Below are 12,806 nucleotides of genomic sequence, written 5' to 3'. Positions count from 1 at the left end.
AAACACAATGAACAACTAATCTTACATACGATGAAAATGAAAATGTTTACCATGCTGTGTGCTTTATCATTGAGCGCAACAGCTACTTTCGCACAGAAAGGAGTAGAAGACGGATCACGTTTCGGACATGGCGAAGACAGTCTCCGTTGCTTACAGAACATCAGTATTTACAGTGAATATGTAAAAACTGACAACTTTGTTGACGCATACAAACCGTGGATGGCCGTATTCACGGAAGCCCCTCTGGCTCAGGTTAGTACTTATACAAATGGAGCCAAGATTTTACGCGCATTAATTGCCAGTTCCAAGGATGCCGCACAACAGAAGAAGTATTTGGACGAACTGATGGCCGTACACGACCAGCGTATCAAATACCTTGACGGACTGAACCAACTGGTAAAAACTCCGATGACAAAAGGTTCTATCCTGGGCATGAAAGCTCACGATTATATCGTTTTCTCGGGAGCTAACCTGGACGTAAACAAAGCTTATGAAATGGCCAAAGAAGCTGTAGATTTGGAAAAAGCAGCATCCGACTATTTCATGTTTCAGGATTTGATGGATGTTTCATCTAGAAAACTGAAAATAGATGACGCACACAAAGAACAGTTTATCCAGGATTATCTGACCACTTCTGGCTACGCCGATGAAGCGCTGAAAGCTGCAACAAAAGAAAGAGACAAAAAACTGCTGAAAACAGCAAAAGACAATGTAGACGCTTACTTCATCAACAGTGGTGCTGCCAGCTGTGAAAACCTGCAAGCTATCTATGGCCCGAAAGTAAGCCAGAACAAGACAAATCTTGAATACTTGAAACAGGTTATCAATGTCATGCAGATGCTGAAATGTACGGAAGAAGAAGCTTATTTCGTAGCATCTGAAGCTGCTCATGCCATTGAACCGACTGCCGCAACTGCTGCCGGATGTGCTTATATGTATTATAAGAAAGGCGACTTGGACAAGAGTGTACAGTACTTCGATCAGGCCATCAGCTTGGAAGAAGATGCTGACAAAAAGGCAGACTATGCATACAGTGCAGCTGTCGTATTGTTCAGTAAGAAACAGTTGAGCAAGGCTAAACAGTATGCCAACAAAGCGCTCTCATTCAACAGCAAATATGGTAAGGCTTATATTCTGATTGCACAAATGTATGCATCCAGTCCTAACTGGAGCGACGAAGCTGCATTGAACAAATGTACTTACTTTGCAGCCATCGATAAACTGCAGCGTGCAAAGAGCGTAGATCCAAGTGTAGCTGAAGAAGCTCAGAAGTTGATCAACACGTATGCCGGACACACTCCGAAAGATGAAGACCTCTTCTTCCTGGGATTGAAGAAGGGTAACTCTGTCACAATCGGCGGATGGATCGGTGAAACTACAACCATCAGATAATTGTATGTCAAGCAGACAAAAACAGAACCTATACAAACTATCTATAAGCATAACAGTTACCGTTTGGGTAACTGTTATGTTTCTTTTTTTTCCGTCCTGCGGAAAAAAAGAGCAGCAATTGGCTTCTGCCGTGAAGGAAAGCGATTCCTTGCCGGACATGCGTACCATAGGTGTAACGACACTCATTTCCGACTCCGGCATGATACGCTACAAAATCATTACTGCTGAGTGGCTAATCTACAGCCATCGCAATCCTCCTTTCTGGGCTTTTGAAAAAGGCATTTATCTTGAAAAGTTTGACAGCATTTTTCATGTAGATGCCAGCATCAAGGCAGATACGGCTTATTACTATGAGCCCAAGAAATTGTGGGAACTGCGTGGAAATGTACATATCCAAAGCCAGCGAGGTGACAAATTCGACACCCAACTGATGTTTTGGGATCAGGACAAGGAAAAAATCTATTCCGACAAGTTTATCCGCATCGAGCAGGTAGACAAAGTCTTGACGGGATATGGTTTTGAGTCCAACCAACAAATGACAGAATATCAAATCTACAACAATACGGGTATTTTCACAGTCGAAGACAACCCAGCTCCGGCAGACAGTACCCAAACTCCCAGATAGAAATAATCAATCACTATGGGACTTATCATTCAACTACTTATATCCATGGTTTTTTCCGCCTTTTTTTCAGGAATGGAAATAGCCTTCGTTTCTTCCAACAAACTGCGTTTCGAGATGGAGAAAACGAACAATGTCTCATCTCACATCCTTTCGGTATTTTACCGTCACTCCAATAATTTCATCTCCACCATGCTGGTGGGCAACAACATCGCCTTGGTAATCTATGGTATTCTGATGGCCCAGCTGATTGAACAATATATCCTGGCAGGGGTCATTACCAACCAAGCCATTCTGGTACCCATCGAAACCATCGTTTCAACCCTTATCATACTTGTGACAGGGGAATTTATGCCCAAAACTCTTTTCAAGATCAACCCGAATGCGACCTTGAAAATATTCTGCCTGCCAACTTTTGCATGCTACATCCTACTCTACCCCATCAGCCGTTTTTCTTCCTGGCTCTCCACTGGGATTCTGCACATGGTAGGTATCCGGACCAACAAAGAAGACCGGGAAAAAGCTTTTACAAAAGTCGATTTGGACTATTTCATCCAAAGCAGCATTGAGGAAGCTAAAGAAGGAAACGAAATTGACAATGAAATCAAGATATTCCGCAACGCCCTCGACTTTTCCAATGTAAAAATCCGCGACTGTATGATACCGCGTACCGAAATCATTGCGGTAGAGGTAGACACTCCACTGGATGAATTGAAAAAGGTTTTCATCGAGAACGGTATCAGCAAAGTGATTGTTTACAAAGACAATATCGACAACATTATCGGCTACATCCATTCTTCAGAAATGTTCAAAGGAGCCGATGAATGGCAGAACAACATCCGTACAATTCCCTTCGTGCCGGAAACAATGGCAGCCCATAAACTCATGCGGATTTTCAAACAACAGAAACGCTCCCTGGCTGTGGTTGTAGATGAATTCGGAGGAGTATCGGGCATCGTCGCACTGGAAGACCTCATCGAAGAAATTCTGGGAGACATTGAAGACGAACACGACACCAACTCCGTTATAGCGCGAAAAATCAGCGACAACGAATACATCCTCTCCGGACGGATGGAAATTGAGAAAGCCAACGAAACCTTCAATCTCAACCTCCCGGAAAGCGATGACTACCAGACCATCGGAGGCCTCATCCTAAACGAATGTCAAAGCATTCCGAAAGTGAATGAAGTGATAAAAACCGACCAATTCACTTTCAAAATCATCAAAGTGAGTGCAACCAGAATCGAACTGGTCAAGCTCTTCGTGCAGAAATAAGCATTTTTTTGACAGAAAATAGCGACTAAACAGTATTTTTTGTATCTTCGTGCGCTAATAACAGAAAGATAAAAACAATAAACAAAAAAATAATAACTTTAAATGGCAACTTTACAAAAAATTCGAAGCAAAGGACCCTTGTTGGTCATCGTTATCGGTCTTGCCCTTTTTGCATTCATCGCAGGAGACGCTTGGAAAGTGCTCCAGCCGCATCAAGGCAAACAAGACGTAGGAGAAGTGAACGGGGAAGTTCTCAGTGCACAAGATTATCAGAAAATGGTAGATGAGCTCAGTGAAGTCATCAAACTGACCAACGGACTGAATTCTCTCACAGAGGATCAGTTGAACAACGTCAAAGATCAGGTATGGCAGAGCTACGTCAACAACAAACTGATTGCTGAACAGGCTAAAAAACTGGGTCTGAAAGTAACAGATGCAGAAATTCAGGCCATCATCGAACAAGGTACTCACCCCTTGCTGATGCAGACTCCGTTCCGGAATCCTCAGACTGGCATGTTCGATAAAGATATGCTGAAAAAATTCCTGGTAGACTATGCAAACCTGGATGCCAGCAAGATGCCGGCACAATACGTGGAATATTACCAGAAGATGGGTGCTTTCTGGAAGTTTGTAGAAAAGACTCTGGCCGAAAGTACACTGGCTCAGAAATACCAGAACTTGGTTACAAAATCTCTGATCTCAAACCCGGTATCTGCTGAAGACGCTTTCAAAGCTCGTACAGAACAGAGCGATTTGCTGCTGGCCGGTATTCCTTACAGTTCTATCAACGATTCAACCATTCAGGTTTCTGACAGCGAAATCAAGGACCGCTACAACGAAAAGAAAGAACAGTTCAAACAGCTGGTAGAGACTCGTGACATCCGTTACATCGATGTAAAAGTCGTTCCGTCGGATGCAGACCGCAAAGCCGTTGAAAAAGAAGTGACAGAATACAGCAACCAGCTGGCCACTACCACATCCGACTTCGGTACCTTCGTTCGTTCTACAGGTTCTTCTGTAAACTACTCAGACGTACCTGTCAGCAAATCTGTATTCCCGACCGACGTTGCTTCACGCCTTGACTCAACAGGTGTAAACGAAGTGTATGGTCCTTATTATAATCAGACCGACGATTCTTACAATGCCTTCAAGGTACTGGCTAAAGTTTCTTCTCCTGATTCTATCCAGTTCCGCCAGATTCAGGTATATGCCGACACAGAAGAAAAGACCAAGACATTGGCCGACAGTATCTACAATGCACTGAAAGGTGGAGCTGACTTTGCCGCTGTAGCCAAAATCTACGGACAGACAGGCGAAGCCACATGGGTGAATTCACAAAGCTGGGAAGGTGCCGAACTGGACACTGACAACAGCAAGTTCATCAATACACTGCTTAACCAGCCGGTAGATGAACTGACAAACGTCAACATAGGACAGGCTAACCTGATTCTGCAGGTAATGAACAAGAAGAGCATGCAGACCAAATATAAAGTCGCTGTAGTAAAACGTCCGGTTGAATTCAGCAAAGAAACCTACAATGCGGCTTACAACAAATTCAGTCAGTTCGTAGCACAGAACACTACAATCGATTCTATGGTCAAGAATGCAGAAGAAAGCGGCTACACGCTGACTCCGCGTACCGATCTTTCCAGTGCAGAACACTACGTGGGTGGCGTACGTTCTACTCGTGAAGCCTTGAAATGGATTTTTGCCGCCAAACCGGGTGAAGTTTCTCCGCTGTATGAATGTGGTGAAAACGACCACCTGATGGTAGTCGCTCTTGACAAGATTCACGAAGCAGGTTACCGCGACGTCAATTCAGTGGCAGAAATGCTGAGAAGTGAAATCCGCCGCGACAAGAAAGCCGACAAGCTCATGGCCGAAATGAAGAAATACAACTCTATCGCTCAGGTAAAAGGTATGAAAGATGCAGTGAGCGATTCTGTAAAACACGTTACATTCAGCGCACCGGCTTATATTTCAGTGACACGCGCCAGCGAACCGGTTATCGGTGCCGTAGCTTCCAAGACTGCAGTCAATCAGGTAAGCGCCCCCATCAAGGGTAATGCTGGAGTATACATGATTCAGGTATATGCCAAAGATAAGGGCAATGAGAAGTTCGACGCAAAACAAGAAGAAGCTACTTTGAACAACATGGCCGTACGTATTGTGGGAAGCCAGTTGATTAATGATTTGTATCAGAAAGCAAAAGTAGAAGACAAACGCTATCTCTTCTTCTAATCACTTTCACACATAGAATAAGAAAAAGTCCGGAAATCCTTCCGGACTTTTTTTATGCAGAAAACCTATTCATGAACCTTCAGATAGGCCTGAAACCGAGTATCCTCACGCACCGGAGTCAAAGGCAGGTAGCCGGCTGAAATTCTTCCATTCTTCCACTTCAACGGATATTTTTCCATCATTTCCCGATGAAAGGAGAATGCTTCTTCCTCACGAGTGTAATGCTCTACCACATATTCTCCTTCCGACAAAGGATGTACAAACCTGTCATACAGAATTCGGGAGAGCACCCCCATATTCATCCTCAAATTAATTTCCACACAAGGATGTATCCGATAGCCGTGCCCTATACGACATACCATCATGTCTACCCCCAAATAGCCTTGGTAACTTTTCCCCAACATTTTTTTCAAGACCTCTTCCAAACAACTCCTCACCTGCCAAAGCAGTTCCAAAGAAACAAAATGTGAAAGTTCTTCTTCTATCGCTGCATTACTCATCAAACGATTTGCCTTATAATTGCCATGCACATCCGTATCAAAATAAGAATACCCGACAAAGCGAAACTCCCCTTCTTCTGTCATCAAAAACTCCATAGCAAAATCAGCCACCTTGTCATAAATCGGTTCAGCCATTAAGACTCCCTGTACCTTCATAATACGGGAAGCCCATCCGGCCAGCTGCGTATTCCAACTTTCAGAAGAGACCTTCCACAGTCCTCGTCCACTTCCCGACCAGGGAGCCTTCAATATCACCTGTTTCCTTTCTTTGATAAAATCTTCTACCTCACAAAGGCTTTGACAGGCTTTCATCTCACCACAAACTCCCTCCCAACCAGAAAAAGCCGGAAACACCTCCAGACAACGCTGACGGGAAGACAGATAACGAATCTGACGCAGCCGCTCCAGAGAAGGAAGAAACTGCTCTTCCACTCCCTCCAACCGTAAGCGATGAACCAGACAAGGCGTCCATCCCCACGGAAGAAAAGAAGCTGATACCCATTTCTCCGTCCAACTGAATGAAAAAACAAACTGCCGCCATTTACAACGCCCCTCTTCCTCCTGACAGGTCTCAGACAACTGGCGGGCAAGAAGCTCCACCCGTTCCAACTGGTCGACCTTTATTCCACATCCAGGCTCGGCAAACCATACCGGAAGTACGGAGAAATCGGCAGCCATACGGACAATTTCTGCCGGTGCTTTATAATAGGGAGTAAAATTGGCCATGGCCATATCATAGTCCGGATTGAACAAATAGATAGATGACGACATAAAATTGTATGATTAAAACGCCACAAAAGTACAGAAAAAACAGCTGGAGACACAGCTCTCCACAGCCAAAAACAATTCCTTCGTGGTATTTTTTAATTGGAACAGAAAAATGACATTAAACAAATGAAACCAAACAAGGGATAAAATATTTCAATTTAAAACATTATACCCATAAAAACAGAGAAAACCGACACAGCAAAAAATATAACACAAAAAAGAGAGTTATTTATTAAAATATACGTCTAAAAGGAAGTACATTTGCATATCGAAAAACAAAAAGAAAGCAAAATACAAAAACAAACGACAAAACGATATTGCGAATAAAAGAGACAGTAAACAGAAACATTAACTAAAAACACGAAAGCAAATGAAAAGAATGTATCTCACCGGAGTCGCACTGCTCACATTAGCGGGAGCTCCAGCCATTTCGATGGCTCAAGACAAAGTAGAAGCCAGCATCGGTGCTGACCTTGTCAGCGGATATATCTGGCGTGGACAAGACTTAGGAAATGTCAGCATTCAGCCTTCTGCCTCCGTGTCCTACAAAGGATTTAGCCTTTCAGGATGGGGTTCTGTGGGAATCGATAAAGAAGATACCAAAGAATTCGACCTGACTTTAGGCTACAGCACCGGAGGATTCAGTGTATCGGTTACTGATTATTGGTTCAACAACGGACCGCAGTATTTTCACTACGGCGCACACAACACAACACACGTTTACGAAGCTCAGATGGGATACGATTTTGGCGTACTGGCCGTCAACTGGTACACCAACTTTGCAGGGGCCGACGGAGTAAAAGCCAATGGCGACCGGGCCTATTCTTCCTACTTCAGCATCGCCGCTCCCTTCAAGCTGGGAGGCCTGGAATGGTCGGCAGAAATCGGAGCTACTCCATGGGAAACCAGCTTCTACAACAACGGGGCTACCGGATTTGAGGTATCCCACATCAGCCTGACAGCCACGAAGGAAATCAAGTTTACCGACTCCTTCTCACTTCCGGTATTTGCCCAAGCCACTTGGAATCCGGCTACTGAAGGTGCCTATTTTGTATTCGGACTCAGTTTTTAATAATATAGAAACATACGATTAGGAAAAAAGAGAGACAAGGTATTAGCTAAAGCTTAAGGAAAAAAGATTCAAACAGGATAATAGAACAACAATACAAAATACAAATACAACGTTATTATGAAGAAAATTGAAGCAATCATCCGTAGGACCAAGTTCGAAGAAGTGAAGGAGGCACTGCTGGCCGCCGACATCGAATGGTTCTCCTACTATGAAGTAAGAGGTATCGGGAAGACCCGTGAAGGACGTATCTATCGTGGGGTGGTGTATGACACCAGTTCCATTGAACGTATCCTGATTTCCATTGTGGTGCGTGAGAAGAATGTGGAGAAAACCGTACAGGCCATCCTGAAATCGGCCTACACCGGTGAAATCGGCGACGGTCGTATTTTCATCATCCCCGTGGAAGATTCCATCCGCATCCGCACCGGAGAACGGGGCGACATCGCCCTCTACAATGCCGAACAGGAGAAATAAAAGTTTTACAAGCTACTATACAATACATTTACAACTAAAACGAATTGATATATGAATACAACTATGATACTGGATTCAGGGAATACGGCCTGGATAATCGTGGCCACCCTGCTCGTTCTATTGATGACTATTCCGGGCATTGCCTTGTTCTATGGCGGACTGGTCAGACAGAAAAATGTCTTGAGCATCATCATGCAGAGTCTGCTCATCGTAGGAGCAGTCAGCATACTCTGGGTAGCGTTCGGCTACAGTTTCGTATTTGGCAGCAGCCTGATGGAGACTGACAGCGTCTGGAGACATTTCATCGGTGGTTTCGACAAGCTCTTCCTGCAAGGAATCACTACTTCCAGCCTGACTACAGGCCGGATTCCGGAACTGATGTTCGTACTCTTCCAGTGTATGTTTGCCGTCATTACTCCCGCCTTGATTCTGGGAGCTTTTGCGGAACGGGTCAAGTTTGCCGGTTTCCTGATGTTTACAGTGCTTTGGAGCATCCTGGTGTACATACCGATGGCCCACTGGGTATGGGGAGGAGGTTTTCTCCAGCAGATGGGTGCCATCGACTTTGCCGGTGGAACCGTGGTACACATCAATGCCGGCATCGCAGCCCTGGTCATGGCCATACTGATAGGGAAACGGCGCGATTATAAGATTGGACATCCCATGGCTCCGCACAACATCACCTTCGTCTTTATGGGAACCGCCTTTCTGTGGCTGGGATGGTTTGGCTTCAATGCCGGAAGCGGCCTTTGTGCCGACGGTATCGCCGCCAATGCCTTTCTGGTGACACACCTGGCTACCTGTGTGGCTGCGCTTACCTGGATGGCTATCGACTGGATTTACAACAAGAAGCCGACTACCGTAGGTGCCTGTACGGGTGCAGTATCAGGACTGGTAGCCATCACACCCGCTGCCGGAAGCACCGGTATTCTGGGAGCCTTCTTCATCGGACTGATAACCCCGATAGTCTGTTTCTACATGGTAGCCGTCATCAAGCCAAAGCTGAAATACGATGACACTCTCGATGCTTTCGGTGTGCACGGAGTGGGCGGTATCATCGGTTCTATCCTGACCGGTGTCTTCGCCACCCGTTTCATTACAGGCGAAGAAGGGGCGGAAGGAGCCCTTTACGGTGACTGGCACCAGCTGTGGATACAAGTGGCAGCTACCTTGATTTCCATCGTATTCAGCGCAGTCATGACTTATCTGCTGTTCAAGGTCACAGACAGGATGATAGGCATCCGGGTAGACAAACGGGTAGAGGAAGAAGGGCTGGATATTTATGAGCATGGGGAATCAGCCTACAACCGATAATGATTCTTTGCTGCCGGAAAAGCAACTGTCAGGCTTTTCCGGCAACACAAAAAGACAAATAACAGAATAACTGAATAACAACTAATGAAAAAATTGAAGTATGATGACAAGTTTAAGATTCAATGTCGTTGAAAAAGCGTTTCAGGCCAAGCCGCAACCCGTGGCTGTACCTGACGGCCGTCCGAGTGAATATTTCGGGAAATACGTGTTCAACCGTGAAAAAATGTTCAAGTATCTGCCCAGCACCGTTTATGCCCGACTGGTGGATGCCATGGACAACGGGGCACCAATGGACAGGGACATTGCCGATGAAGTGGCCGCCGGAATGAAACGATGGGCTGGAGAACTGGGAGCCACCCATTATACCCACTGGTTCCAGCCACTGACAGAAGGAACAGCCGAGAAACACGATGCATTCGTAGAACACGATGGAAAAGGTGGTATGATGGAAGAATTCTCCGGAAAGCTCCTTGTACAGCAGGAACCGGATGCTTCATCTTTCCCAAACGGCGGAATCCGTAACACCTTCGAGGCCCGCGGATACAGCGCATGGGATCCTTCCTCACCTGTGTTCGTAGTAGACGACACCTTGTGCATCCCGACAATCTTCATTGCCTATACTGGTGAATCACTCGACTACAAGGCTCCGCTTCTGAAAGCCCTCCGTGCAGTCAACAAAGCGGCAGTAGACGTTTGCCACTATTTCGACCCGAATGTGAAGAAAGTGATGGCTTACTTGGGATGGGAACAGGAATACTTCCTGGTAGACGAAGGTTTGTATGCCGCACGTCCGGACCTGTTGCTGACAGGACGTACGCTGATGGGTCACGAAGCATCTAAAAACCAGCAGCTGGAAGACCACTATTTCGGTGCCATCCCGACTCGTGTAGCTGCTTTCATGAAAGACCTCGAAATCCAGGCTCTTGAACTGGGCATTCCGGTAAAGACACGCCACAATGAGGTAGCTCCGAACCAGTTCGAATTGGCTCCTATCTTCGAAGAATGTAACTTGGCCGTAGACCATAACATGCTCATCATGTCCTTGATGCGGAAAGTAGCCCGCACACACGGATTCCGCGTACTGTTGCACGAAAAACCGTTCAAAGGTGTCAACGGTTCCGGTAAGCACAACAACTGGTCACTCGGTACAGATACCGGTACGCTGCTGATGGCTCCGGGCAAGACTCCGGAAGAGAACCTGCGCTTCATTACATTCATCGTCAACACATTGATGGCTGTATATCGTCACAACGGTTTGCTGAAAGCTTCCATCATGAGCGCTACCAACGCACACCGTCTGGGAGCCAACGAAGCACCTCCCGCCATCATCTCTTCATTCCTGGGAAGCCAGTTGAGCAAAGTGCTTGACCACATGGAAGAAAGTGCAACCGATGAATTGATTTCTTTGGGCGGCAAACACGGTATGAAACTCGACATTCCGCAGATTCCGGAACTGTTGATTGATAACACCGACCGTAACCGTACTTCTCCATTCGCTTTCACAGGTAACCGTTTTGAATTCCGTGCCGTAGGTTCAGAAGCCAACTGCGCCAGCGCCATGATCGCCCTGAACACAGCCGTAGCCGAACAGCTCACAGAATTCAAGAAAGAAGTAGACGAACTGATTGAAAAAGGCGAACCGAAGATTTCAGCCATCATTCAGGTAGTACGCAAATACATCAAACTGAGCAAGCCTATCCGCTTCGACGGCAACGGATACAGCGATGAATGGAAAGAAGAAGCAGCACGCCGTGGACTGGACTGCGAAACCAGCTGTCCGGTCATCTTCGACCAGTATCTGACAGAAGACAGCGTACGCATGTTCGAATCTGCCGGCGTCATGACCCGCAAGGAACTGGAAGCCCGCAACGAAGTGAAATGGGAAACCTATACCAAGAAAATCCAGATTGAAGCCCGCGTTTTGGGCGACCTGGTAATGAACCACGTAGTTCCGGTAGCCATTGAATACCAGAGCAAACTGATTGACAATGTCTACAAGATGAAACAGATTTTCCCTGCAGAAGAAGCCGAAAAGCTGTCTGCCGAGAACCTGGCTATCATCCGTAAGATTTCAGAACACACTTCTTACATCAAGGAACACGTAGACACAATGGTAGAAGCACGTAAAGTAGCCAACAAGATTACTGACGAACGTGCGAAAGCCGTTGAATATCACGACAAGATTACTCCGATGCTGGAACAGATTCGTTACCACATCGACAAGCTTGAACTGATTGTCGACGACCAGATGTGGACACTTCCTAAATATAGAGAACTGCTGTTCATCAGATAATCCACACCCTAAAGGATTATCTCTTATTTCTTATTGGTTGTTTGAGAAAGAGGCCGCGACCGTGGAGGTCGTGGCCTCTGTTTTTTGTAAACCTCCTCAAGCCTTTCACATAAGCACAGGTTATGGCACCATTCCTTGATGAATAACTACAGATACGAGCAGTTATGGTCCAAACGCAGCTTCACTTATTTCGACAGCGTGTCGGACAAACGGATTGACGACCACGAAACCATCGCCCAGTTTCTGAAGACCATCAACGGCAAACTGTTCGCCCCAAGCTACGATTTTCGTGTGCCACGTGTGCAGATTGGCAAAGACATGGCCGTACTGACCTACCAGCTTTTTGCCGACACGAACCTAATCAACATGGCCTATGATTGCATTGAAGTGTTCCAGAAGGAAGAGAACGGCAAGTGGCATGTAATCCATTCCACCTGGTCGTTTATCCGCCCCATGGATCACGACTTCAACCAAGCCAAAAACATTGTGTAACCTGAATTAACGGAAAATCCTCAAAAAATATGGACATAGAAGGATTCCGAACTTATTGCCTTTCCCTCCCGGGAAGTGAGGAAAAAACGCCTTTCGAGAAATTCTTTCACGGAAAGCATTCTTTCCTCGCTTTCTACGTAAACGGAAAAATGTTTTGCTATTTCGACATAGATCAGTTCGACCGGTGCACAATCAAGTGTCACCCGGAAGAGATAGAGGAACTGAAAGAGACCTACCAGTCAGTAGAACCTCCCTATAATTGCAATCCGAAATCATTAGTGTCCACTAAAAAATCATAGTAGTTCTTTGAAATTATTGAGATTCAATTTGTTATGAGTAATTTTGGGGAGAACGGATTTGAAT

General features: G+C 45.8%; 11 protein-coding genes. 10 read left to right on the top strand and 1 reads right to left on the bottom strand.

All coding sequences use genetic code 11. The features are described from left to right. The first annotated feature begins 30 nt into the window (after nucleotides 1-30). From OCV81_RS07850 to OCV81_RS07835, 4 genes are all read left to right on the top strand, one after another. Complete coding sequence (locus tag OCV81_RS07850; protein WP_148329553.1) at nucleotides 31-1,392, top strand: tetratricopeptide repeat protein; 1,362 nt, start codon at nucleotides 31-33, stop codon at nucleotides 1,390-1,392. 4 nt (nucleotides 1,393-1,396) lie between these two features. Continuing rightward, nucleotides 1,397-2,017, top strand: coding sequence for an LPS export ABC transporter periplasmic protein LptC (lptC, locus tag OCV81_RS07845; protein WP_148329552.1), 621 nt, complete (start codon nucleotides 1,397-1,399; stop codon nucleotides 2,015-2,017). Nucleotides 2,018-2,032: 15 nt separating this feature from the next. Further along, nucleotides 2,033-3,289 (top strand): hemolysin family protein, encoded by a 1,257-nt coding sequence (locus tag OCV81_RS07840; protein ID WP_148329551.1) that lies wholly within the window; start codon nucleotides 2,033-2,035, stop codon nucleotides 3,287-3,289. A 102-nt stretch (nucleotides 3,290-3,391) separates the two neighbouring features. Continuing rightward, on the top strand, nucleotides 3,392-5,530 hold the full coding sequence (locus OCV81_RS07835; RefSeq protein WP_148329550.1) for a peptidylprolyl isomerase: 2,139 nt from the start codon (nucleotides 3,392-3,394) through the stop codon (nucleotides 5,528-5,530). 65 nt (nucleotides 5,531-5,595) lie between these two features. Here OCV81_RS07835 and OCV81_RS07830 read toward each other — a convergent pair whose 3' ends face one another. Further along, nucleotides 5,596-6,801 carry a hypothetical protein gene (locus tag OCV81_RS07830; protein ID WP_148329549.1) on the bottom strand — a complete coding sequence of 402 codons (1,206 nt, stop codon included), beginning with the start codon at nucleotides 6,799-6,801 and terminating at the stop codon, nucleotides 5,596-5,598. A gap of 367 nt (nucleotides 6,802-7,168) precedes the next feature. On the opposite strand from OCV81_RS07830, the gene OCV81_RS07825 reads away from it, so the two are divergent. From OCV81_RS07825 to OCV81_RS07800, 6 genes are all read left to right on the top strand, one after another. After that, nucleotides 7,169-7,870 carry a hypothetical protein gene (locus tag OCV81_RS07825; protein ID WP_148329548.1) on the top strand — a complete coding sequence of 234 codons (702 nt, stop codon included), beginning with the start codon at nucleotides 7,169-7,171 and terminating at the stop codon, nucleotides 7,868-7,870. A gap of 117 nt (nucleotides 7,871-7,987) precedes the next feature. Next, nucleotides 7,988-8,344 (top strand): P-II family nitrogen regulator, encoded by a 357-nt coding sequence (locus tag OCV81_RS07820; RefSeq protein WP_148329547.1) that lies wholly within the window; start codon nucleotides 7,988-7,990, stop codon nucleotides 8,342-8,344. Between the two features lie 51 nt (nucleotides 8,345-8,395). Next, nucleotides 8,396-9,658, top strand: a complete 1,263-nt coding sequence (locus OCV81_RS07815) for an ammonium transporter (protein WP_148329546.1) — start codon at nucleotides 8,396-8,398, stop codon at nucleotides 9,656-9,658. A gap of 103 nt (nucleotides 9,659-9,761) precedes the next feature. Beyond that, nucleotides 9,762-11,951: a glutamine synthetase III family protein gene (locus tag OCV81_RS07810; protein ID WP_148329588.1), complete on the top strand. Its 2,190-nt coding sequence runs from the start codon at nucleotides 9,762-9,764 to the stop codon at nucleotides 11,949-11,951. Between the two features lie 138 nt (nucleotides 11,952-12,089). Then, the gene (locus tag OCV81_RS07805; protein ID WP_239464719.1) at nucleotides 12,090-12,443 is read left to right on the top strand and encodes a nuclear transport factor 2 family protein; all 354 of its coding nucleotides are present in this window, start codon (nucleotides 12,090-12,092) and stop codon (nucleotides 12,441-12,443) included. Between the two features lie 29 nt (nucleotides 12,444-12,472). Beyond that, complete coding sequence (locus tag OCV81_RS07800) at nucleotides 12,473-12,742, top strand: MmcQ/YjbR family DNA-binding protein (protein ID WP_148329545.1); 270 nt, start codon at nucleotides 12,473-12,475, stop codon at nucleotides 12,740-12,742. Nucleotides 12,743-12,806: the final 64 nt, after the last annotated feature.

Origin of the sequence: Phocaeicola fibrisolvens, assembly GCF_025567125.1 — a bacterium.
Lineage (GTDB): Bacteria > Bacteroidota > Bacteroidia > Bacteroidales > Bacteroidaceae > Phocaeicola > Phocaeicola fibrisolvens.
Note: the sequence above shows the minus strand (reverse complement) of the source record. Positions and strands in the feature narration are given on the sequence as shown.